Origin of the sequence: Paraburkholderia sp. Ac-20340, assembly GCF_017104965.1 — a bacterium.
In the GTDB taxonomy this organism is placed as follows: domain Bacteria; phylum Pseudomonadota; class Gammaproteobacteria; order Burkholderiales; family Burkholderiaceae; genus Paraburkholderia.
In genome coordinates, this window is record NZ_JAAGPR010000001.1 from 387,697 (window position 1) to 409,940 (window position 22,244).

At 65.0% G+C, this 22,244-nt stretch carries 19 protein-coding genes; 3 read left to right on the forward strand and 16 right to left on the reverse strand.

Annotation, left to right across the window (positions count from 1 at the left end):
• Positions 1-184 precede the first annotated feature (184 nt).
• From G3N59_RS01880 to G3N59_RS01910, 7 genes are all read right to left on the reverse strand, one after another.
• On the reverse strand, positions 185-2,035 hold the full coding sequence (locus tag G3N59_RS01880) for a prolyl oligopeptidase family serine peptidase (RefSeq protein ID WP_205980797.1): 1,851 nt from the start codon (positions 2,033-2,035) through the stop codon (positions 185-187).
• Complete coding sequence (gene pqqE / locus G3N59_RS01885; RefSeq protein ID WP_241023118.1) at positions 2,001-3,152, reverse strand: pyrroloquinoline quinone biosynthesis protein PqqE; 1,152 nt, start codon at positions 3,150-3,152, stop codon at positions 2,001-2,003. Before pqqE ends, G3N59_RS01880 begins: the two co-directional genes overlap by 35 nt.
• Entirely contained in the window at positions 3,145-3,423 is a 279-nt protein-coding gene (gene pqqD, locus G3N59_RS01890) for a pyrroloquinoline quinone biosynthesis peptide chaperone PqqD (protein ID WP_205980798.1), read from the reverse strand. The genes pqqE and pqqD overlap by 8 nt, the downstream gene beginning before the upstream one ends.
• Positions 3,420-4,172, reverse strand: coding sequence for a pyrroloquinoline-quinone synthase PqqC (gene pqqC, locus G3N59_RS01895; protein ID WP_205980799.1), 753 nt, complete (start codon positions 4,170-4,172; stop codon positions 3,420-3,422). Before pqqC ends, pqqD begins: the two co-directional genes overlap by 4 nt.
• Positions 4,173-4,277: 105 nt before the next feature.
• On the reverse strand, positions 4,278-5,189 hold the full coding sequence (gene pqqB, locus G3N59_RS01900; protein WP_205980800.1) for a pyrroloquinoline quinone biosynthesis protein PqqB: 912 nt from the start codon (positions 5,187-5,189) through the stop codon (positions 4,278-4,280).
• A 95-nt stretch (positions 5,190-5,284) separates the two neighbouring features.
• A complete protein-coding gene (gene pqqA, locus G3N59_RS01905; protein ID WP_084162062.1) occupies positions 5,285-5,356 on the reverse strand; it encodes a pyrroloquinoline quinone precursor peptide PqqA in 72 nt (23 codons plus the stop codon).
• A gap of 356 nt (positions 5,357-5,712) precedes the next feature.
• A complete protein-coding gene (locus tag G3N59_RS01910) occupies positions 5,713-7,032 on the reverse strand; it encodes a citrate synthase family protein (RefSeq protein ID WP_205980801.1) in 1,320 nt (439 codons plus the stop codon).
• A gap of 263 nt (positions 7,033-7,295) precedes the next feature.
• On the opposite strand from G3N59_RS01910, the gene G3N59_RS01915 reads away from it, so the two are divergent.
• Positions 7,296-7,586, forward strand: a complete 291-nt coding sequence (locus G3N59_RS01915; RefSeq protein WP_205980802.1) for a DUF4148 domain-containing protein — start codon at positions 7,296-7,298, stop codon at positions 7,584-7,586.
• A gap of 83 nt (positions 7,587-7,669) precedes the next feature.
• On the opposite strand, the gene G3N59_RS01920 is transcribed toward G3N59_RS01915, so the two are convergent.
• The 3 genes from G3N59_RS01920 to G3N59_RS01930 form a co-directional block, all read right to left on the reverse strand.
• Positions 7,670-8,848, reverse strand: a complete 1,179-nt coding sequence (locus G3N59_RS01920; RefSeq protein WP_205980803.1) for a porin — start codon at positions 8,846-8,848, stop codon at positions 7,670-7,672.
• Between the two features lie 170 nt (positions 8,849-9,018).
• Entirely contained in the window at positions 9,019-11,451 is a 2,433-nt protein-coding gene (locus tag G3N59_RS01925) for a membrane-bound PQQ-dependent dehydrogenase, glucose/quinate/shikimate family (RefSeq protein WP_205980805.1), read from the reverse strand.
• Between the two features lie 330 nt (positions 11,452-11,781).
• Positions 11,782-12,447: a TetR/AcrR family transcriptional regulator gene (locus G3N59_RS01930; RefSeq protein ID WP_205980806.1), complete on the reverse strand. Its 666-nt coding sequence runs from the start codon at positions 12,445-12,447 to the stop codon at positions 11,782-11,784.
• 156 nt (positions 12,448-12,603) lie between these two features.
• On the opposite strand from G3N59_RS01930, the gene G3N59_RS01935 reads away from it, so the two are divergent.
• The gene (locus tag G3N59_RS01935) at positions 12,604-13,896 is read left to right on the forward strand and encodes an NAD(P)/FAD-dependent oxidoreductase (protein ID WP_205980807.1); all 1,293 of its coding nucleotides are present in this window, start codon (positions 12,604-12,606) and stop codon (positions 13,894-13,896) included.
• Positions 13,897-13,988: 92 nt separating this feature from the next.
• Here the strand turns inward: G3N59_RS01935 and G3N59_RS01940 are convergent, their stop codons facing one another.
• The 5 genes from G3N59_RS01940 to G3N59_RS01960 form a co-directional block, all read right to left on the reverse strand.
• Entirely contained in the window at positions 13,989-14,960 is a 972-nt protein-coding gene (locus G3N59_RS01940) for a LysR family transcriptional regulator (protein ID WP_205980808.1), read from the reverse strand.
• 256 nt (positions 14,961-15,216) lie between these two features.
• On the reverse strand, positions 15,217-16,149 hold the full coding sequence (locus tag G3N59_RS01945) for a hypothetical protein (RefSeq protein WP_205980809.1): 933 nt from the start codon (positions 16,147-16,149) through the stop codon (positions 15,217-15,219).
• A 221-nt stretch (positions 16,150-16,370) separates the two neighbouring features.
• Entirely contained in the window at positions 16,371-17,984 is a 1,614-nt protein-coding gene (locus G3N59_RS01950; protein WP_205980810.1) for an MDR family MFS transporter, read from the reverse strand.
• On the reverse strand, positions 17,981-19,114 hold the full coding sequence (locus G3N59_RS01955) for an HlyD family secretion protein (RefSeq protein WP_205980811.1): 1,134 nt from the start codon (positions 19,112-19,114) through the stop codon (positions 17,981-17,983). Before G3N59_RS01955 ends, G3N59_RS01950 begins: the two co-directional genes overlap by 4 nt.
• Positions 19,115-19,163: 49 nt before the next feature.
• Entirely contained in the window at positions 19,164-20,639 is a 1,476-nt protein-coding gene (locus G3N59_RS01960; protein WP_205980812.1) for a TolC family protein, read from the reverse strand.
• A 94-nt stretch (positions 20,640-20,733) separates the two neighbouring features.
• Here G3N59_RS01960 and G3N59_RS01965 point away from each other — a divergent pair, with 94 nt between their 5' ends.
• Entirely contained in the window at positions 20,734-21,507 is a 774-nt protein-coding gene (locus G3N59_RS01965; RefSeq protein WP_205980814.1) for a helix-turn-helix transcriptional regulator, read from the forward strand.
• On the opposite strand, the gene G3N59_RS01970 is transcribed toward G3N59_RS01965, so the two are convergent.
• Entirely contained in the window at positions 21,504-22,229 is a 726-nt protein-coding gene (locus G3N59_RS01970) for a pirin family protein (RefSeq protein ID WP_205980816.1), read from the reverse strand. The genes G3N59_RS01965 and G3N59_RS01970 overlap by 4 nt on opposite strands.
• Positions 22,230-22,244: the final 15 nt, after the last annotated feature.

Genomic DNA, 22,244 nt, shown 5'->3' on the forward strand with positions numbered 1-22,244 from the left:
GACGGTGCAGCATGCAAGGTTCGGGCCTGTCGATTTCCCTTCGATTGTTGCGTGCGCAAGCGATTACGAACGATCGCAAACGTTTTGCGTGCAACGATGCGCGGCGAATCTTTCGCCGCGCGTGTCAATGCGTTTTGTCATGCACCAGATTGGTTAGCGGGTGTGCACGGTTTTGGGCATGACATCACAGCGCCGCTTGCCCAAGAATCCCGCAATAGAAGGCGTATTCCGCTTGCAGCGCATGCGCCTGATTCACTGCCTTGCGAAAGCCGTGGCGTTCATCGGCGTAATAATGGGCTTCGGTTGCAACGCCGTTGGCCTGCAAGGCGCTCACCATGCTGCGCGTCTGGTCGGGCGTGACCACCGCGTCCAGTTCGCCCTGGAAGAAAGCCACGGGCACGCGAATGCGGTCCGCGTGCCATAGCGGCGTGCGGGCGCGATAACGTTCGGCGTCGGCCACGGCATCGCCGATCAGCCAGTCGAGATAATCGGCTTCGAACTTGTGCGTGTGCTGGCCCAAGGTGAGCGGATCGCTCACGCCGTACAGGCTCGCGCCGCCGCGGAATATCTCGCGGAAGGCGAGCGCGCAAAGCGTCGTGTAGCCGCCCGCGCTGCTGCCGCGAATGAAGGCGCGTGCGGGGTCGATGCGCTGCTGCGCGGCCAGATGCGCGACCACGTTGCAGGCGTCGTCGACATCCACGACGCCCCAGCTTTCATGCAGCGCCTGGCGATACGCGCGTCCGTAGCCGGTGCTGCCGCGATAGTTGAGGTTGACGACGGCGAAACCGCGCTGCGTCCAGTACGGAATGCGCGGGTCGAAGACCGGATAGCAGGCCGAAGTCGGGCCGCCGTGAATAAAAACGACCACGGGCGGCGCGCCTGCTTCATTGCCGATCGCTTCGGGCGCGTAGAAGTAGGCGTGCGATTCGCTGTCGCCGCTCGCGAAACGCAGTCGCTCGGGCACGGGAATACGCTCGGGCGGCATCATCGGCGATACATCGGCGAGGACCTGCACGCGGTAATCGTCGCGCCGGATCGCCAGCACGGCGGCGGGGCAGCCTGGCGAGGCCGCGAGGCAGTAGAAGTGCGCGTCGTCCGCTGCGAGGTTGCGAAAGCGGCTGTATTCGGGAGCGAGCGTGTGCAATACGCCAGCGGCGCTGCGATGGCCGAGGATGCCCCAGCCGTCGTCCGTCCACGCGGCGAGGCTCGATCCATCGTCGAGCGCGATCCAGCTACGTCCGCCCAGTTGCCAGGGCGCCGATGCGTGATCGGCCGGTGCGGCGGGCAATGCCTGAAGCGTGCCGTCCTGCTCGCGCCACGGCTGCCAGAAGCCGCCGCGATCGCTCAGGCAATAGAGCGTGCCGTTCGCGTCGAATTGCGGCTGCTGCAGGGCGTCTTCGATATCCGCGCCGGCGATCGTGCGGGCGGGCGACCACGCGCCGTGCGCATCGCGTTCGCGGCTGCGCAGTTGTGTGGCGGTCCAGGGTTGATGCGGGCGTTGCCATTCGATCCACGCGAGGCGTGCGCCGTCGGCGCGCAGGCAGGGCGCGGCGTAAAAATCGGCACCTTCGGCGAGGACCGTGCGCGCGCCATCAGCCAGTGCAATCGACACGAGCCGATGCGTGCCGCCGTCTTCTTCCACGGCCAGCACCGCGCCTGCATTAAAGCGCAGATCGCCGTAACGCAGGCCGGGCTGTGTGAGCGCCACGGGAGCCGGTTCGCCGTCGATCGTCTGGCGATAAAGCTGCTGATCTTTTTCGTTCGCAAATACTACGGCATCCTCAGCAATGCAGAACGACCCGCCACCGTATTCATAAACGCGCCCGCGCACGCTGAAGCCATCGGGCGTGAGGCATCGTGCGGGCGATCCGCTGCGCCAGTGCCACAGGCGCGTGGCGGCATCGGCGGGATCGTAGGCGGTCCAGAAGACGCCGCGCGCCGATGCCGCCAGTTCGCCGAAATCCTTGCCGGCGGCAACGGCCTGTTCGGCGCTGACGCGCTCAGGGTTTGCTGAGTTCGCGGGAGTTCCTGTCATTGCGGAAGATGAGTTGCTGGATCGGTTGCACGGGTTGCGCGGCTTCGCTGCGGGCCTGCACGATGATGCGATGCTCGGACGACTTGCTGCAAACCGGGTCCGTATTCGCCGCATCGCCGGTCAGCATGAAGGCCTGGCAGCGGCAGCCGCCGAAGTCTTTCTCTTTCTCGTCGCACGAGCGGCACGGCTCGGGCATCCAGCTATTGCCGCGGAAACGATTGAAGCCAAACGATTCGTACCAGATGTGGCGCAGGTCGTGATCGCGCACGTTGGGGAATTCGATCGGCAGCATGCGCGCGCCGTGGCAGGGCAGTGCCGTGCCGTCCGGCGTGACCGTCAGGAAGATGCTGCCCCAGCCGCCCATACAGGCCTTCGGGCGTTCTTCGTAATAGTCTGGCGTCACGAAGATCAGCTTGCACGGGTTGCCGCTGGCTTCCAGTTTCTCGCGATATTCGTTGGTGATGCGTTCGGCGCGTTCGAGCTGCTCGCGGGTGGGCAGCAGCATCGCGCGGTTGAGCTTGGCCCAGCCGTAGAACTGACAGGTGGCCAGTTCGACGAAATCCGCTTCGAGCGCAATGCACAACTCGATAATGCGGTCGATATCGTCGATGTTGTAGCGATGCGTGACGAAGTTCAGCACCATCGGATAGCCATGCGCCTTCACGGCGCGCGCCATCGCGAGTTTCTGCGCGAACGCCTTGCCCGAACCGGCGAGCATGTTGTTCACTTCCTCGTCGCTCGACTGGAAGCTGATCTGGATGTGATCGAGGCCGGCGCGCTGGAAATCGGCGAGCTTCTGCTCGTTCAGACCAATGCCCGAGGTGATCAGGTTGGTGTAATAACCGAGCTTGCGCGCTTCGGCGATAAGGTCCGCCAGATCCTTGCGCACCAGCGGCTCGCCGCCGGAGAAGCCGATCTGCGCGGCGCCCATCTGGCGCGCTTCGGTCATCACGCGAATCCATTGCTCCGTGGTCAGTTCTTCGCCCTGGCGCGCGAAGTCGAGCGGGTTGGAGCAGTACGGACATTGCAGCGGGCAACGGTACGTCACCTCCGCGAGCAGCCACAAGGGCAGGCCTACGGCAGGTTGAGGGGCGGCAGTGAGGCTTTCGTCAGACAAGATCGATCCAGTGCTTTTCGCGGGCGACCAGCATGAATTGCTCGACGTCTTCGCCCAGTTCGGGCACGCCCGGGAATTGCGTGTCCAGATGCGCGACGATCGCAGCGACCGTTCGCGTGCCATCGATCAGACCGCCAATCGCCGCGGCGCTGTCGTTCAGCTTGATCATGCCTTCAGGATAGAGCAGAACGTGGGCGTTCTGCGCCGGTTCGAACTGGAAGCGATAGCCACGCCGCCAGACGGGCTTGAGATTGCGGTCGAAAGTGCTCACAGTACGATCCCCTTGTGCCAGACGCGTTCGTTCGTGACCGTATGATACGGCGGACGGTTCAGATCGTAAGCCATCGTCATCGCATCGAGCATGGTCCAGAGAATGTCGAGCTTGAATTGCAGAATCTCCAGCATGCGCTGCTGGCTTTCATACGTCGTGTAGTGCTGCAGCGTGATCTGCAGGCCGTGTTCGACATCGCGGCGCGCCTGGCCCAGACGCGAGCGGAAATATTCATAACCGCGCGGGTCGATCCACGGATAGTGCGTAGGCCAGGTATCCAGACGCGATTGATGGATTTGCGGCGCAAATAATTCGGTGAGCGAACTACTCGCGGCTTCCTGCCAGCTCGCGCGGCGCGCGAAATTCACGTAAGCGTCGACTGCAAAGCGCACGCCCGGCAACACCAGTTCCTGCGAGCGCAGTTGATCGGGATCGAGGCCAACGGCTTCGCCAAGACGCAGCCACGCTTCGATACCGCCATCTTCGCCCGGCGCGCCATCGTGATCGAGCAGACGCTGAATCCACAGGCGGCGCACTTCGCGATCGGGACAGTTGGCGAGAATCGCCGCGTCCTTCATCGGAATGTTGACCTGGTAGTAGAAGCGGTTCGCGACCCACCCCTGAATCTGTTCGCGGGTCGCGCGGCCTTCGTACATCGCCACGTGATACGGGTGGTGAATGTGATAGAACGCGCCTTTGGCGCGCAAGGCCTGTTCGAATTGCTCGGGAGTGAGGGCGGGCTGGCTCATGTTTCGGTCCAATTCCAATGAAAGCTGCTGCAAGGATCGCTTCAGCAGCGTGATGCAAAGGCGGCGCGCAGCAAGCGGGGTTGTCGCCCGCGCGCCATGCCGGTGTTACAGATCGATGCTCATGCCGTCGAAGGCGACTTCGACATTGCGGCGCGCGAGTTCGGCGCGCTCCGGCGAGTCTTCGTCGAGGATCGGATTCGTGTTGTTGATGTGCGTGAGAATCTTGCGCGCGCGCGGGAATTGCTCGAGTACTTCGAGCATGCCGCCGGGGCCGCTCTGCGCGAGGTGGCCCATTTGCCGGCCCGTGCGCGTGCCTACGCCGCGGCGCTGCATTTCGTCGTCGTGCCAGAGCGTGCCGTCCACCAGCAGGCAATCGGCTTCGTGCATGCGCGCGAGCAGCGCTTCGTCGACTTCGCCCAGACCCGGCGCGTAGAACAGCTTGCCGCCCGTGCGCGTGTCCTCGATCACGAGGCCGATATTGTCGCCCGGATGCGGATCATGCCGATGCGGCGAATAAGGCGGCGCCGCGCTGCGCAGCGCAAACGGCGTGAAGCGCAGATTCGGGCAGGGCGGAATGGTGAAGGCTGCGCCCGAAATGATCGGGTTCCAGCGCAGGCCGCCGTTCCAGTGCGTGAGCATGGGGAACAGCGGGAAGCCGGTGTTGAGGTCTTCGTGGACCATGTCGGTGCACCAGACTTCGTGCGGGCATCCTTCGCGCAGGCTCAGCAGGCCGGTCGTGTGGTCGATCTGGCTGTCCATCAGCACGATGGCCGCGATGCCGGTGTCGCGCAGTGCGCGGCCCGGTTGCATCGGCGCAAAAGCCTGCAGTTGGGCGCGGATATCGGGCGATGCGTTGCAGAGAACCCAGGATTCGCCATCGTCGGAAACGGCGATCGACGACTGCGTGCGCGCCTTCGCGTTGAGGCGGCCGTTACGGAAGCCCGCGCAGTTCGCGCAATTGCAGTTCCACTGAGGAAAGCCGCCGCCGGCTGCGGAGCCGAGAATGTGAATATGCATGCTTGCTGAGAAAGACTGCGGAAGGCCAGAGGGTATCCGCTCAAGAGAAATAGCCCCGGCAGGCCGGGGCTACTCAGATACTGCTGACGCTGTGCTTAGCGGTTCGAAATGTACATCGTGATTTCAAAACCGAAACGCAGGTCGGTGTAAGCGGGCTTGGTCCACATGGCGGAACTCCTTGAAAAAATGGATGGGCAGGCGGACGTCCGGCAAAGCACTGACTCGGTCAAAACTACGCGGACACACCGGACAAAGGGGGAACGAGAGGCTCATGCGGGCAGGCGGAATGAACTGCACGCCCGACACGCTATGCGCCGCAATTCTCCTCGCGCGTATCGTATCAAATTTGCGCGCGGCACGACGTCGCGGCGCGCACGATCGGCCCTGAAAAACCGTGCAAAGCGCTGAAAAAGGCCGCTCGAAACACTCTATTTCGTTTGCCGCAATATTTGCCGGGAAATCGTCAGGAACGCGCACGAAAACCCGTACGAAAAATGAAACGGCCGTTTCAGCGGATCGAAAGCTAGATGATCTTGAAGAGGGTGGTGAACATGTCGGGGCCGGGTTGGGTGTCGGCTTCGGTTTTGCCGCTGCGTGTGCCTGTGCGTGTGCGTTTGGGTGCGGGTTTGCGTGCGTTTGCTGGATTGCTTTGCTTATCGCTTGCGGCCGGGCGGCTGCCCGTATAAACCGCACGCGGGCGGATCAGATGCGGATTTTCGCGCTGCTCCAGCGCGTGCGCGATCCAGCCCACCGAGCGGCCCAGCGCAAACAGCCCGAACGCGGCACCCACGGGCAGCCCTAAATGCCGCCGCACGGCAACCAGCGCGAGATCGAGCGACGGTTGCGCACCGATCAACGTACTGCCCAGGTCCATCAGCGTTTTCCATTGCGGATGATCCGGCAGCACGCGCGCGAGCAGGCAGGCGGCGCGCACATCGCCATCGGGATAAAGCGGGTGGCCGAAGCCGGGCAGGTCGTCGCCGCGTGCGAGGCGGGCGTGCAGGCGCGTTTCGGGATCGATATCGCCGAGTTCGTCCCACAGCGCTTCGCCGCGCGCCGTCGTGGCGCCATGGCGGCCGCCCGACAATCCCGCGAGTCCGCCGATGACCACCGAGCGCAGACTGGCGTCCGTCGATGCGATGCAGCGCGCGGTAAAACTCGAGGCGTTCAGTTCGTGATCGGCGCACAGCACCAGCGCCATGCGGATCAATTCCGCGCCCGCTTCGCCGACGCCCCAGGCGCGAGCGCATTGTTCGTGGATCGGCGCGGTATCGGGTGCGGTGCGCAGCAGGCAGGCGGCCAGCAGGCGCACGAGATCGCCGCAGCCTTGCATCTCGCTCGCCGCGTTGCGCTGGCCGATGGCCGTGGGCGCGTCTTCGCTCGCCACCGCAAAGAGCGGCAGCAGCGCCTGTTCCGCGTGTTGGCCGCGATAGTGGTCGAGCAGGGTGTTGAAGATATCGGGCGCTTGCGGCGCGTGGGACACGAAGGCGCTGTTTTTATCGCATTGCCAGAGCAGCGCGGCGATGTCTTCGAGACTGGCCTGTTTCGCCAGATCGAGCGCATCGACGCCACGATACGATAGCCGCCCGTCTTCGATCAGCGTGATGCCCGATTCGAGCACCGGCGCGCCCCAGTCCAGCGCCGCGCGCGCCACTTCTTTCGGATTGCGTCCACGCGCACGTTCGGCGGCGAGGCGCTCGACTTCAGCCGCGAGATAACGGCTCTCGCGCGAGGCCGGATCGCTTTCGGCGCGCAGCAGGCCACGGCTCACGTAAGCGTAGAGCGTCTGGCGCGAGACGCCCAGGCGCGTGGCCGCCTCGGTCGAAGTGAGATAGATCGGCATGGTGGTTGGTCAATGACGGTTCGCTCGCATGGCGCCCAGCATAAACAAGCTCGCGGCTTCATGCCGTTGGTGCGATCCGCGCGTGCGCGTCAGGCGCTGAAATCACGCCATCGCGGCTGCAAAAACAACCGTGGCCGCGCTAAAACGCCGCAAATCGCGCCAATTAAAAAAACTTACATCTGGCCGATGATGTTGCCATACTCGCCGTCCCCTAAGCTGTCCGCACATCGTTTCGAACCCGAAAACCCTATCGGATGGCCCACATGCATGCGTCTCTGCGATACCTGGCTGCGCTGGCCGCAGCAACCGTGAGTCTGGCCGCTTTCGCCGGGCCACGCCTGACTCCGCAACAATGCGCCGATTACCCGTTCAAGCACGTCGCGGCCGGTAAGGTCACGCATGCGCAATTGATGGGCGAACTGGCCGAACTCGAAGCGCGCGGCTATAACCCCGGCGACGACAACGGCGTCTACCCGAGCGACCTGCAAGCCGCGCAAAAATCCCTGACCGCCGATTACGGCGCCGATTGCCTCAAGCTCCATCACAAGACCTGATGCTTTATCGACGGCATAAAAAAAGGGCAGCGAAATCGCTGCCCAAACTTTTGCGTGTTGCCTGAAACCGTAAAACGCGTGGCTTAGAACGCGATCGCGATACCGAACATGGCGACGAACTGATTGCCCGTCGACGACGCCGAGGTGTTCTGCGAGTCGCCGACCATCGCCACGGCATCGACGAGATCGCCCGCGCCATTCGCGCCCAGCGTCTGGCCCGAAGCGTGCTGATAGGCCTGAATGGTGTACAGCGTCGTGCGCTTCGAGAGGTGATACATCTCGCGCAGCGAAACCTGCTGATAGCGCGCGGCATCGTGAATGCCGTTCGCCGTGGACGCGCGCGTGTAGCTATAGCCGCCCGACACTTCGATCGGCGTGCTCACGTGGTAGCTCACCAGCGCACCGTAGGTGTTGAACACGGCGGTATCGGTGAAGAGCGAATGGCCGCCCGGACGATACACCACGTTCGAATAGTTCACGCCGAACAGCAGATTGCCGTACGTGTACGTGGCCAGCGCCGCCGCGTGCTGAACCGTGCGCGCCGACAGATAACCGGTATTGATGGTCGAATGCGGGAATGTGGCGCTCGCGCTGGGATCGAAGCCGCCCGTGTATTCCGTGTTGTCCATGCGCAGATAGCCGAGGCCAACCGAAAGCGGGCCGCCATCGTAACGCAGTGCCGCGCTGAACATGCTGCCGCTTTTCATGCTGCCAGCCACGCCGCCAAAACCATATTGCACGCTGCCGCGCACGCCATGGATCGAAGGCGATGTGTAGGTAACCGAACTATTCGCGCGGATGTCGGTATCGAAACCGTCGATATCGCCCGGATGCGCGCCGGTTGCGCCGGTCAGGTAGGTGACCGGGCCGAGCGTGCCGGCGAGCAGATAGTACGGCGTGTACTGGCGGCCCATCGTCAGCGTGCCCAGACGGCTGTCCTGCAGACCCACGAACGCATAGCGGTTGAACGCGAGACCGGCCGACTGCTGCGCGCCGGTGCCCGGGTCGAAGCCTTCCTGCAGATCGAAAATCGCGTTGAGCGTCGAGCTGAGCTGCTCCGAGCCCTTGAAGCCGAACTTCGATGCGTACAGATTGCCGTTGCGCATGTACACGTTCGAGTGGCCGCCCTGGTTGTTCGCGTAGGTGATGGCTTCGTCTACGTTGCCGTACAGCGTCAGGCTGTTCTGCGCCATGACTGGCTGGGAGATGGCGGCGGCGCACACGAGCAGCGAACCGCCCCAGAAAAAGTGTTCTGATTTCATCGTCAACCCTGATATCGACCCGGATGATGTCGGCCGCGCGGCCGGCGATTCCGGATTCTGAAGAATTATTTGAACTGAGTAGTTAAAAATTGCGATGCTGATAAAGCAGCAGGGGCGCGTATGGTACGCGCCCCTGCGGGCCGGAAATCAATCTGTTCCGGCGTGATGGCTTAGTGCGTCTGCGGCAGGGCGTAAGCGATCACGTAGTCGCCGCGATCCGGCGACTGGCGTGCGCCGCCTGCCGAAATCACGATGTACTGCTTGCCGTCGATCGTGTAGCTCATCGGCGTGCCCTGGCTGCCCACCGGCAGACGGGCCTTCCAGACTTCCTTGCCGGTCGAGCTGTCGAACGCGCGCAGGTAGTAATCCTGGGTCGCGGCGAAGAACACCAGACCGCCGCCGGTCGTCAGCGAACCGCCGATGGTCGGCATGCCGATCGGCGTGGGCATGTGCATCTGCACGCCGTAGAGGCGCGTGTCCTTGACCGTGCCGAGCGGCACTTGCCACGCCACGCTGCGCGTCTTCAGGTCGATCGCCGTGAGGCTGCCGAACGGCGGCTTCTGGCACGGAATGCCCAGCGGCGAGAAGAAGCGGTCCTTCGTCACCGAGTACGGCGTGCCGCCGAGCGGCACGGCGCCCATGCCCGCGTTGACGGCTTCGTTACCGTCCGAGGTGCCGCCGCGCTGCTTTTCCTTCACCAGATGGACCCACAGGCCCAGACGCATGTCGTTCACGTAGATCATGCCGGCGTTCGGGTCGTACGACAGACCGCCCCAGTTCATGCCGCCGAGCGAACCCGGGAAGCTCAGTGCGTAATCCGTGCCCGGCGCGGTGAACAGGCCGTCGTAGCGCAGGCCGCGGAAGGTGATGCGGCACATCAGCTGGTCGATCGGCGTGACGCCCCACATGTCGGCGTCCTTGAGCACTTCAGCGCCGATCTGCGGCATGCCCACGGAAACCGGCTGCGTCTTCGCGTACGGCTCGTTGAAGATCTTCGAGGGCTTGACGGGTTGCTCGATCACCTTGGTGAGCGGCTTGCCGGTCAGGCGGTCGAGCACGAACAGCTGGCCCATCTTCGTACCGATGATCAGCGCCGGCACCTTCTTGCCGTCATCCATCGGGAAGTCGATCAGCGTCGGCTGCATCGGCACGTCGTAGTCCCAGAGGTCGTGGTGGACGGTCTGGAAGTGCCATTTTTCGGCGCCGGTGGTGGCGTCGAGCGCGAGGATCGAGCCGCCGTACTTCTCGTCGAGGTCGGTGCGCTTGACGCCCCACAGGTCGATCGCGGCGTTGCCGACCGGCATGTAGACGGTGTTCGAGGTCGCGTCGTAGGTCATCGGCGCCCACACGTTCGGCGTCGAACGCGTAAAGATCTTGCCGGGAGCCGGTGCCGCGTGATCGTCCGGATTGCCCGGATCGAACGCCCACTTCATCTTGCCGCTCATCACGTCGAAGCCGCGGATCACGCCGCCAGGCATGTCGAGCGCGACGTTGTCGGCGACGCGCCCGCCCACCACCACGGTCGTACCCGCGACGGTCGGCGCCGAAGTCAGCTGATACAGCGGGCTCTTGGCGCTGCCGAGGCCTGCCTTCAGGTCGATGATGCCGTGATCGCCGAAGTCGTCGCAGAGCTTGCCGTTGTCGGCGTCGAGCGCGACCAGCTTCGCATCGATCGTGTTCATGTAGATACGGCGGCGGCAGGCGGCGGGGTCACCCGACGCTTCGATCGCCGAAACCGGCGTCGAACCGGTCACCGTGGGCTGCACGAGCGGCTTGGTGCTGTCGAAGTAGGCGAGGCCGCGGCAACGTACCCAGACCGTGGTTTTGGTCGGGAATGCGTGGCGCCATTTTTCGGTGCCGCTGGCGGCATCGACGGCGATCACGGTGTTGTGCGGCGAGCACAGGAACAGCGTCTTGCCCACCTGGAGCGGCGTTTCCTGGTCTTCCGAGCCGCCGCCGTCCGGGCTGAGCGGCGTGTCGCCGGTGTGGAACGTCCAGGCGACCTGGAGATCCTTCACGTTGTCGCGGTTGATCTGCGCAGCGCCTGCGAAGCGGTCGCCGCCGGCCGAGTGGCCGTATGCAGTCCAGTCGCCCATGCCAGCGGCGCCGGCGATCGGCGTCGTGGTTTCGGTGCCGAACTTGCCGTGCGGCACGAACATGCCGTACACGAACGCGGCGTTGAAGAGCGCCAGCACAGCGGCGATGCCGAAGGCCGCGCGGCAGGCCGGAGCCTTGCCTTCGCTCTTGCGCAGCAGCGGGATGAACAGCGCGAGCAGCATGCCGATCATCGAGAACATGAAGATACGCGCGTTGAGCTGCCAGAAGTCGAAGCCCACTTCCCACACGGCCCACAGCGCCGTGGCGATCAGGAAGACGAGGAAAATCGTGAAGGCGTTCGAGCGGCGGCGTACGAACTGCACGCCGGTGGCGCACAGCGCGAGGCCGGCCAGCAGGTAATACCAGCTGCCGCCACGGGCGATCAGCATGCCGCCGCCAATGAGGAAATAAAGGCCCAGCAGCAGGCCGACGGCCCCTACCAGGGTCAGGCCGACACGCGCGGCCTTTGGAATCTGTTTATCTGAGTCTGTTGGTTGCTTCGACATCGTTTCGTTCTCGAATGGAGGCTAAAGGCTCGCCTCGCAGTCGGCTGACCTGCGACCATTTGTAATGGGGCGCAACCGTCAAGCCTTGTGCTAGATTAACCAGTTGGTACATTTTATTAAGAAAAACGAAATCCTGCCCGCAAATTCGCAGCACTGTGGTGCAAATAACCTTTACGGAAGGCCGAATAGCGCCCGCGAAGGGGCGGAGCGGATGCAGGCGGACGCGATGCGCCGCGGCGGCAAGGCCGCCAGATCAGCTAAAAAGAAGGGGATTCGGCGAGGCGGCGGGCTTCATTCCCAAGCCCGCGCAAGGCGTCGATGCGATCGCGCTCAGGCGAGCAGCGAGAGGGTGGTTTCCAGCACCGTGCGCTTGAACTGCTCCGGGTTGTCGGGCAGCGAGGAGAACGCCCGCATCAGGTGACCGTAGCCCACGGTCTTGCTCACGCCGTTGAGCAGCACGAAAAACAGCATGTCGGCGTCCTTCACCTTGAGCACGCCTTGTTTCGCGGCATCGTCGAGCAGCGGTACCAGCACGTCGTAATAGGGCCGCATGAGTCGTTCGACGAGGAAATCCATGCGCGCGCCTTCTTCCGTCGCGGCCGTCGAGAAGAACAGGCCGATGTCCGGTTCCTCGAACACCTTGTCGATATAGATTTCCATGGCGCGGTCCACCCGCGCCTTCGCGTCCAGATCGGCGTCGCGCAAGGCGCCCGTGCCCGCGATCAACGGCCGGGCATGCTCGGCGATCTGCTCGACCACGGCAGTCCACAGCGCTTCCTTCGAGCCGAAATGATGCGCGAGCAAAGCCGGATCGACGCCGGATTCGCGCGCGATCTCGCGCACGCTGGTGGCGTCGTAGCCGCGCGTGCCGAAGGTCTTGCGCGCGTTGCGCAGCAGCACATCCCGGCCGACCGAGGCGTCCTGCGCCGGCCGCCCGCGGCCGCGCCGCACGGGCGTGGGCGTTGCAGTTGCTGATGCCGTGACCTTCTCTTTCATGCCGATGAGCGTTCCCGTTTTTCGATGGACGTGAGTGTACCCGAGCGCGCGCGCGCAACCGGCGGCACAGCGGCTCGCGCGGCACGGCGAAACGTTTGACATGGATCATGGCGAGGGTTTACCATCGATTTTTATTCATTGCGTGTTGAATTAAACATGACGAGTCCGGTACGCATCGTAATCGTGGGTGGTGGCATCGCGGGCATCCTGCTGGCGACGAAGCTGGGCGACACGCTCGGGCGCGCGGGCAAGGCGCGCATCACGCTGATCGACAAAAGCCCGACGCACATCTGGAAGCCGATGCTGCACACGATCGCGGCCGGCACGCGCGATGTGCAGCAACAGCAGGTGATCTTTCTCGCGCACGCCAGCGAGCACGGCTATAGCTACGAGCCCGGCGAAATGCTCGGGCTCGACCGCGCGCGGCGTCGCGTGCAACTGGGCGCGCTCACTTCGCCCGATGGCAGCACGGTGCTGGAGCCGCGCGAAGTCGGATACGACGTGCTGGTGCTCGCGCTGGGCAGCCGGGCGAACGATTTCGGCGTGCCGGGCGTCGCGGGCAACTGCTATTTCATCGACAGCCAGAAGCAGGCGGAAACCTTCAACGAAGCCTTGCGTGCGCGCGCATTTCGCAGCGTCGCGCGCGACGAGGCGCTGCGCGTGGCGATCGTCGGCGGCGGGGCGACGGGCGTCGAGCTGGCGGCGGAACTCAGCCGCCTGCTGGAAGTGGCCAGCGCTTATGGCGATGCCTCGATCCGCGAGCGTCTGCAATTGACGCTGCTGGAGAGCGGCCCGCGCATTCTGGGCGCGTTTCCGCCGAACATTTCCGCGTCCAGCCAGCAGCAACTCGAAAAGATCGGCTTCAGCGTGAAGACCGGCACGCGCGTCACCGAGGCGACCGAAAGCGGCTTCGTCTACGACGGCGGCGCGCTCGCGCAAGCGGATCTGATGGTCTGGGCCGCCGGTGTGAAGGCGGCGGATTTCCTCAATGGCCTGGGCGGCCTCGCGACCAACCGCGCGAACCAGATCGTGGTCGGACCGACTTTGCAATCCACGGAGGACGACCATGTGTTCGCACTCGGCGACTGTTCCAGCCTCACGCCGGCCGGCGCCGAGCGCGCACTCGCGCCCACCGCGCAGGTCGCCACGCAGCAGGCCGAATTTCTCGCGCGCCATCTGCCGGGCTGGCTCGCAGGCAAGCCGATGCCCGAGTTTGCGTTTCATGATTTTGGTTCGCTGGTCTCGCTAAGCGATTACGATGCGTTCGGCACGCTCGGGCGCTTCGGGTTCTTCCGTGGCGGCTTTATTCGCGGACGCCTCGCGCAACTGAGTCATGCGATGCTGTATCGGCGTCATCAGCAGGCTTTGCATGGTTTGCGCAAGGCAACGCTGCTGTGGACGGCTGAGCGCATCAACGGCTGGGTGCAGCCGAAAATTCGCCTCGCCTGATCGATCGACATAAAAAAACCGCCGCGCACCATCGTCATGGATGGTGCGCGGCGGTTTTTATTTAATTGGTTGGCTTGACTAACTAAATGATCTTAGGCGGGGCACATTGTCGAGCGCCCATAACGTGCGTGCCATAGCCCGAGTTCCTGCTCGTGCTCGGCCACGCGTCGCGGGACGGCATCGCGCAGAAATTCCACCAGCGTTCGAATCTTGGCGTCGAGGTATTGGCGCGATGCGTACAACGCAAAGACGTTGACCGGTTTGAGGCGCGCATGCGGCAGCACCTGCACCAGCGTGCCGTCGCGCAGACCTTGCAGCGCAGTCGGAATCGGCAGCATGCCGATGCCCATGCCCGCGCGAATCGCTTCGCCCAGCGCCTCGGCGATATTCACCGTGAAGGGCGCTTCGCGCGCGGGACGGAACGATTGCTCGTGACCGTCGGCGTCTTCGAAAATCCACGGCGTCGAGGGCAGATCCTGATGCGTGAGTTGCACGCAGGTATGCGCTTCGAGATCGGCGATCGCGGCGGGCGTGCCGCGCCTCGACAGATAGTGCGGCGACGCGCACAGCACCGAGCGCGACAAGCCCAGCCGCTGCGAAACCAGCGACGAATCCTTGAGACTTTGCGCGACCACGATCGCTACGTCGAAGCGCTCTTCGAGCAGATCGGGCGTGCGCTGCGCCAGCACCAGATCGACGGAAACGCCTTCGAATTGCTGCGTGTAGCGCGCGAGCAGCGGCGTGAGGTAATGCTGGCCGAAACCCGCCGTCGCATGCACGCGCAGGCGGCCGTTGGGTTGCGCGGCGGCGCCCATGGCTTCGGCATCGGCGAGATCGACCTCGTTGAGAATGCGCTCGCAATGCTCCAGATAGCGGCGGCCCGCTTCGGTCAACGAGATCTGGCGCGTGGTGCGATTGAACAGGCGTGTCTGCAGACTGGCCTCGAGTTCCATGATCGCGCGCGACACGGCGGCGGTACTGAGGGACGCGCGCGCGGCGGCTTTGGCAAAGCCGCCGGCTTCTGCGACGCCCACGAACATCTTCATGCTGCCCAGCTTGTCCATCGGATTCGGCTTCTGTGAAGGTTCTTCGGGAACGACGGCACGCTTGTGGCGCGCACTAATATTCAACGCATGATGAAATAATTTTACTGCGACAGCCGGGCAGATGTCAAAGGCGAGGCGATCAATGCCAGAACAGGGCGATCAGGATGATGATCGGAATCGGCACGCCAAGCATATAGAGAAGAATCGAGCGCATGTCAGTCTCCTGAGAGGTTTCGTCACGTCGCGTGACGTTGGAACGATCGCTGTGGAGCGGTCAGAATTCGCGCAGGCGGCCGCCTACGGTTGCCATGTAACTCGCGGCGAACGCACCCATCAGCAGCGAGATAAACAGCCAGAGCGTGGCGTGGATGGTGGCTTTGCGGGCGGCGTCGGCGGCGGCGCGTGCGGCGCTTTCCATTGCGTTCATCTTGTCCTGCAGGCGCGTGTAGGTCGTGTTCACGCGGGCCTGTGCATCGCTGGGCGAAAGGCCCGTGCGTTGCGCGACGACCTGGGCGACATAGCGCGAGTCTTCAGGCGAGAGCGCGCCGCCCGAGGGCAGGGCGTTGAGGAAGATGCGCGCGATTTCCTGCTTTTCCGTGACCGAAGCGAGCGCCTGTTCCGGGCGCGTTTCCACCTGCGCCGATGCGCCTTCGACCGGACGCAACATGCCGTCGATCAGATAGCCGACCGGCCAGGTTTGCCACGCGGTCTGCGCATTGCCGCGATCGACGGCGCCAAGGCCCGCTGCCGAATGTGCGCCGGTTTCGGCGATAGCCAGCGCCGCCGTGCGCCCGATGCCCGATACCGCCGAGGCCAGCAGGCCGGCCGTCACGAGCGTGGCCAGCGCCCAGGCGAGAAAGCCGTGGGCGGTGTCGCGGAAGTGGGTTTCATCGCCGCTGATGAGCGGCCAGTGGCGGCGCAGACGTCCGGCCAGATAGCCGCCGAGACCCGAGGCCATGATCTGCGAAACGCACACCCAGATGACCACGGCCGCGCCGAAGGTTTTTGCATGCGCGCCGCTGCCCGGCCACGGTGAAAGCGACGATAAGCCGAGCCCCGTGCCGAGCGTGAGCAGGATCAGCGAGAACGCCGCCATACCCACGGCCCCCGCGAGTATCGCGCCCCACGAAACGGCCTCGCGCGGCAGGCCGTGTTGCGATGCCACAAGCGGCGTCTCGACGCCCGCGCCCAGTGTCGTCTGATTCATGGCTGCTCCTTTCGTGCGGTGAGGCGGTCGGCGGCATCGCCCGGAGTTTGCCGGGTGCGTGCCTGACCACTGCAGGGCACTAGAGCAGAATGCGTGCCGCGCCCTGGCCGCTGGCGCAACGGAACACGTTGACGCCGACTGCACCTTCGGCGACGAACGAGGCGGGATTTGCCGATGCAGCGTTTAGCCGATCTCTCGCGAATTGGCAACCGGCTCGCCCATCATGCTCTGGCTCCGCGCAATGCAAACGCCCCGGCCACACACGCGAGCATGGCGAGACCCGCAATCAGAAACGTATCGCTGTATGCCATCAGCAACGCTTCGCGCATGACACGCTGATTGATCAGCGCGAGCGCCGTTTCATACGTGCCGTCAACACGCCCGCGCGGCAGTCCGTCCACGCGCGGTATGTGCAGCCGCGACACCGCGCGCGCGAGCAGCACCATACGCTCCTGAAATGCCTGCGCATAAGGCGTCACCGCTTCGCCGATACGCGCCGCATGCAGCTTTTGCCGCTCGACCACCAGTTGGCTGACGAGCGCGATGCCAATTGCGCCGCCCACGTTGCGCACCATATTGAACACGCCCGATGCCGAACCCAGTTGCGCCTTGTCGATCCCGTTGACGGCCATCACCGAAAGCGCAATCACCACAAACGACTGTCCCACGCCGCGCACGATCAGCGACGGCACGATGACATTGCGCGCCGAATCGGCATCGAGATGAATGTTCATCAAACAACCTGCCGCAACCAGCAGAAAGCCAAGCGCAATCACGCTGCGCGGACTCGTGCGGCGCATCAGCGGCGGTGTGAGAAACGACATGACGAACTGCACGAGCCCGTAGGGAATCATCACCATGCCGATATCGCGCGCGCTATAGCCTTGTGCCTCGGCCAGATAATTCGGCACCAGAAACACGACGCCAAACGCCACCGCGCCGAATAGAAACTGCATCAGGCTGGCAAGGCCAAAGTTATAGCCGGCAAGCAGGCGCAGATTGATAAACGGTTGCGCGCGGCGCACCTCGATCACGACGAACGCGATCAGGCCGAGCGCTGCAATACACGCAAGCAGCACGATGCCGCTCGACGCGAACCAGTCCTTGCGCTCGCCTTCTTCAAGCACGATCTGCAGCGCGCTCAGACCGATGGCCATGGTCAGGATGCCGGGCCAGTCGGCGCTGCGCAGCTTTTTTGTATCGACGGCAACCGGGCGGATCGCCCATGCAATCGCCGCGATCAGCGCCAGCGCGGGCAGAATCTGAAGATAGAAGATCCAGCGCCATGAATAGGTATCCGTGAGCCAGCCGCCCAGCGACGGCCCCGCCGCCTGCGCCACGTTATTGGCCACCGCAAAGAGCGCCATCCCGAGCGGATGACGCGACTTCGGCAATTCGGTGGCGATCAGCTGGAACGAGAGCGGAATCAGCACGCCGCCGAATGCGCCCTGCAAGGTGCGGGCGACAATCATCGTGCCGATCGTCGGCGCCAGCGAGCAGGCCAGCGAGAACGCCAGAAACCCGGATGCGCCCACCAGCAGCACGCGGCGCGCCGAAAACACCTGCACGAGCCAACCCGTGAGCGGAATCACGACGATCTCCGCGACCAGATAGGCGGTGGTGATCCACGATCCTTCTTCGAAGCTCGCGCCCAGCGAGCCGCGTATGTCGGGCAGCGAGGCGTTGGTGACGTGAACGTTCATGCCCGCCATGAAGCAGCCGAACACGCCGCCGAGCACGGCGACCCACGAGCGCAGCGAGACCGCTTCTGCGGGAGCATCGTGCGCATCGCGGGATTCGTCAGGCGCGGGCGAACGTCGGGCGACGGTACTCATCGCCGCGCCCCTTTCGTATCCACGCGCGCGATCGCCGACATGCCGGGCCGCAGCACGACATCGCGCGGCAAGGCGTCGAGCGCGATCTTCACCGGCACGCGCTGCACGATCTTCGTGAAGTTGCCGGTGGCGTTGTCCGGCGGCAGCAAGGCGAACTCGGCGCCCGAGCCCGGTGCGATACCGCTCACGCGGCCATGCAGCGCCTTGCCCGAAAACGTGTCGATGTCCAGCTCGACGGGTTCGCCCGCGCGCATCGCCGCAAGCTGCGTTTCCTTGAAGTTGGCCACCACGTAGACGGCGTGCAGCGGCACCACCGCAAGCAGCGGCGTGCCGGCCTCGACATACTGGCCCGCGCGCACGCTGCGCTGGCCGACCATGCCGTCCTGCGTCGCGACGATGCGCGTGTGTTCGAGGTCGAGTTGCGCGAGCGCCCGTTGCGCTTGCGCCGCTTCCACGCGCGCGTGAGCGGCCGCCGTCGCGGCGTCGTTCTGCGCGAGGCGCTTGCGCAACACGTCGCGTTCCTCGCGTTGGCCCTGCGCCGCTGCAATGGCGTGCGCGAGCGCGGCGCGCGCCTTGAGCGCATCGGCGTGCGCCGCTTCCCAATGCTGACCGCTCGCCGCTTCGTCGGCCAGCAAGGTGCGATAGCGATTTGCGTCCGCATCACGGCGAGCGGCTTCGGCGCGTGCAGCGTCCACATCGGCTTGCGCCTGCGCGATCGTGCTGCCCTGCTGCGCGAGTTGCGCGCCGAGCGTCTGCGCGGCCGCGCTGCTTTCCTGCACGGCCGCCTGCGCCTCCAGCAACGCGGCCTGAGCGGCCTGCACTTTCGCGCGGTAATCGCGGTCGTCGAGCGTGGCGAGCAGATCGCCGCGATGAACCGTCTGGTTATCGTCAACCAGCACGCGCGTCACATAACCCGCGATGCGCGGGCTCACGGTCACGACATCGGCGCGCACGTAGGCGTCGTCGGTCGTTTCGATAAAGCGGCCCACCTGCCACCAGTGCCAGCCCCAGCCCGCCGCCGCCAGGGACGCCAGCAACGTCCCCGCGACGATCCACGGACGCCGCGCACGGCGCGCCGTAGTGCTGCGCCCGACATCGGCCTGAATTTCGTTATCAACAGTCGTACTCATGCAGACAGTCTTCTTTTGAAATGAGAGAAGAGAAAGGGGACTCGCGCGCTCAAGGCTGCCAGCCGCCGCCAAGCGCCTTGAAAACCGTGACCTGGTCCAGTGCGAGCCGTTGCGATGACTGCGCGAGCGCGGCGTCGTCGGCGCTCAGGCTGCGCTCGGCGTCGAGCACGCCGAGCGAATCGATCGCGCCAGCGCGGAATTCGCGTTCGGCCAGCTCGAAGGCGTGTGCGTGGCCGGCGCGCGCCGTCTCCAGCGCGTCGTGCTCGCGCCAGGCCGCGCCATAGCGGGCGAGCGCCTGTTCGGTTTCCTGCAGGGCGCGCAGCAGTTGCGCATCGAACGCGGCGCGTGCGCCGGTGTCGTCGGCACGGGCCGCGCCTAGCTGGGCGCGACTCGCCGCGAGATCCGGGAAATTCCAGCTGATGAGCGGACCCACGCTCCACGCGAGCGCATAGCGGTCGCCGATCGAAGCCGGGTGTCCGGTGGTCGAGAGCCAGTTGACGGAGCCGCCGAGTGTGATCGACGGATACAGCGCGGCCTGCGCCGCGCCCGCGCGTGCATGAGCGGCCGCCAGTTTGCGTTCGGCTTCGCGCAGATCGGGGCGGCGACGGATCAGCGCCGCGCCGTCACCCACGGGGAAGGGCTGCGTGAGCGTGGGCGGCTGGCGGCAGCTTCGAGCGGCGGCCGGAATATCGGCGGGCGTGCGCCCAAGCAGCACGGCGAGTTCATAGAGTGCCGCGCGGTGTTCGCCGTCGAGCGCGGGAAGACGCGCACGCGCGTCGTCCGCGAAGGCGCGCGCACGCACGGACTCCATCGACGAAACCAGCCCCAGCGCCTGTTGCCGCTGCGTGAGCGTCGCGATGCGATCGGCGATGTCAAGCGAATGCTGCGCAACGTCGAGACGCTGGGCGTAGGCACAGGCGCGCACATACGCGGCCGCCGTTTCGGCGGCCACGCTCACGCGCAAGGCGTCGGAGGCGGCCTGCTGGGCTTGCGCATCCGCGTGGGCGGCGTCCACGAGATCGCGCACGCGTCCCCAGAAGTCGATTTCCCAGGACAGCGCGAAGCCCGGCGCCCAGCCGAAGCGCGACGGCGCGCTGCCCGTGTCGCGTGCGGCGGCCACGATCTGATCGGTCTCGTGCTTGCCGTAATCGACGCCGAATGAAGTTTGCGTCGATGGCAACTGCGCCGCATCGGCCTGCGCCAGCACCGCGCGGGCCCGCGTGACACGCGCGGCGGCAACGGCCAGATCGCGGTTTTGTGCCAGCGCCTCGCCAATCAGCGCGTCGAGCGCCGGGTCGTCATAGAACCGCCACCAGTGGTCGGGCGGCGCGGCGGAGAGCACTTGCGGCGTGGAGGCGGCGGCATCGAAAGGCGCGTTCTGGGCCGGGCTGGCTGACGGCGCGCGATAGGGCTCGCCGACGGAACAGGCGGCAAGCAGCGCACTGAACGCAAACGCGAGGCCTCGGGCAAAGGGTGTCGAGCGGTAGGGCGGGCAAGGGCAAGGGTGAGTGGGAGCGGCAGGCATCGAGTGTCATGGAATCAAACAGTCGTGCCATGTTATGTTGGCGCTCTTTATTCATCGCGCGCGCAATGAGCATTCATCGTCGCGATATGGACACATGAACGAGTTTTTTCAGGCGCTCGACGCTTCCGACAAGGTGAAGCAGATTGGTGTGCTCGCCACGGAGTCCGCCGCTGGCGACGAATTCGCGCCGCACACGCACGCCCAGGCGCAGATGATCCTGTCGATCGACGGCGTCATGATCGTGCGAACGGACGACGGCAGTTGGGTCGTGCCGCCCGGCCGCGCGGTCTGGCTGCCCGCGGGCACGCGCCACGGCATCCAGATGGCCGGCGATGTGCGCCTGCGCTCCCTTTTTGTCGCGCATGAAGTGCGTTCGAGCCTGCCGCGCGAGTGCCGGGTTATCGGTGTCAGCGGGTTGCTGCGCGAGCTGGTTCTCGCGACCAGCGGCCTGCCTGCCGACTACGACCTGAACCATCGCACGGGCCGCGTGCTGGCCTTGATCCTCGACGAAATCGAGCTTGCTCCGTCGCTCGACCTGCATGTGCCGATGCCGCACCATCCCGAACTGGCCGCGTTGTGCGCGCGGCTGATTCGCGAGCCGTCCGAGCCGGTGACGCTCGCTTCATGGGCCGTCGCCGCGAACATGAACGCGCGCACGCTCGCGCGCACCTTCAGGCGTGAAACCGGCATGACGCCGGGCGCGTGGTGGCGACATACGCGTCTGTTGCTGAGCTTGCCGCGTCTTGCAGCAGGCGTGTCGATTCTCGAACTGGCGCTGGAACACGGCTACGACAGCCCGAGTGCGTTCGCCGCCATGTTCCGCAAAGTGCTGGGCGTGCCGCCGAGTGAGTATTTGCGGCAAAACTAGTCGCGCTGGGTCGAGGGTTCCAGCAGTTCGACGATCACGACATCGGTATCGCCATGCGCGATCAGATCTAGCTGCGCCTCGTCCCTGATGGCGACGCCGTCGCGTGGCGCAAGCCGGACAGATCCCACGTCGAGAAGCCCGTGATCGGCGACCAGATACGCCGAGCCGCGCATCGGCAACATGTGCTTGATCGTCATGCCTTCGCGCAGTGTGGCGACACGCACGCGTGCGTCGGCGTTAATCGGCAGGGCGCCCGCGCGCACGTCTTGCGGATCGCCGCTTGCCAGCGTCACGAAGCGGCCTTCGCGACATTCGCGCGAACACACGCGCGTTGCCCAGCGCGGCGTGCCGCCTGTCGTGCGCGGGCGCAGCCAGATCTGAAACACCCGCGCGGGCACATCTTCCTCGTTGCGCTCGGCGTGATGAATCGTTGTGCCCGCACTCATCGCCTGGACGGAATCGGCGACCAGACGCGCGCGGTTGCCCGCGTCGTCCTCGTGCGTGATCGCGCCGGAGCGCACCCACGTGACGATCTCGACGTTGCGATGCGCATGCAGGCCGAAGCCCGAACGCGGCGCGAATGTGTCGTCGTTCCAGACGACGAGCGGCCCGAGCGTCGTATGCTCCGCGCGCCCGGTCATGCCGACGCGAAAATGCAGCCGCGCGTCGAGCCAGTCGCTTCCGATGGCGCCGAGCGTAAGAAAAGGGCGATGTCCGATCATGATGAAACTCCGTTC

Bases quoted from the DNA above. Each gene is read 5' to 3' on its own strand.
- G3N59_RS01920 (WP_205980803.1), bottom strand. From the start codon at position 8,848: ATGAAATCAGAACACTTTTTCTGGGGCGGTTCGCTGCTCGTGTGCGCC.
- G3N59_RS01960 (WP_205980812.1), bottom strand. From the start codon at position 20,639: ATGCCTGCCGCTCCCACTCACCCTTGCCCTTGCCCGCCCTACCGCTCG.
- G3N59_RS01925 (WP_205980805.1), bottom strand. From the start codon at position 11,451: ATGTCGAAGCAACCAACAGACTCAGATAAACAGATTCCAAAGGCCGCG.
- G3N59_RS01945 (WP_205980809.1), bottom strand. From the start codon at position 16,149: ATGAATCAGACGACACTGGGCGCGGGCGTCGAGACGCCGCTTGTGGCA.
- G3N59_RS01965 (WP_205980814.1), top strand. From the start codon at position 20,734: ATGAACGAGTTTTTTCAGGCGCTCGACGCTTCCGACAAGGTGAAGCAG.
- G3N59_RS01950 (WP_205980810.1), bottom strand. From the start codon at position 17,984: ATGAGTACCGTCGCCCGACGTTCGCCCGCGCCTGACGAATCCCGCGAT.
- G3N59_RS01910 (WP_205980801.1), bottom strand. From the start codon at position 7,032: ATGCCGATCTATCTCACTTCGACCGAGGCGGCCACGCGCCTGGGCGTC.
- G3N59_RS01915 (WP_205980802.1), top strand. From the start codon at position 7,296: ATGCATGCGTCTCTGCGATACCTGGCTGCGCTGGCCGCAGCAACCGTG.
- pqqC (WP_205980799.1), bottom strand. From the start codon at position 4,172: ATGAGCCAGCCCGCCCTCACTCCCGAGCAATTCGAACAGGCCTTGCGC.
- G3N59_RS01930 (WP_205980806.1), bottom strand. From the start codon at position 12,447: ATGAAAGAGAAGGTCACGGCATCAGCAACTGCAACGCCCACGCCCGTG.
- G3N59_RS01955 (WP_205980811.1), bottom strand. From the start codon at position 19,114: ATGAGTACGACTGTTGATAACGAAATTCAGGCCGATGTCGGGCGCAGC.
- pqqB (WP_205980800.1), bottom strand. From the start codon at position 5,189: ATGCATATTCACATTCTCGGCTCCGCAGCCGGCGGCGGCTTTCCTCAG.
- G3N59_RS01880 (WP_205980797.1), bottom strand. From the start codon at position 2,035: ATGACAGGAACTCCCGCGAACTCAGCAAACCCTGAGCGCGTCAGCGCC.
- G3N59_RS01935 (WP_205980807.1), top strand. From the start codon at position 12,604: ATGACGAGTCCGGTACGCATCGTAATCGTGGGTGGTGGCATCGCGGGC.
- G3N59_RS01970 (WP_205980816.1), bottom strand. From the start codon at position 22,229: ATGATCGGACATCGCCCTTTTCTTACGCTCGGCGCCATCGGAAGCGAC.
- G3N59_RS01940 (WP_205980808.1), bottom strand. From the start codon at position 14,960: ATGGACAAGCTGGGCAGCATGAAGATGTTCGTGGGCGTCGCAGAAGCC.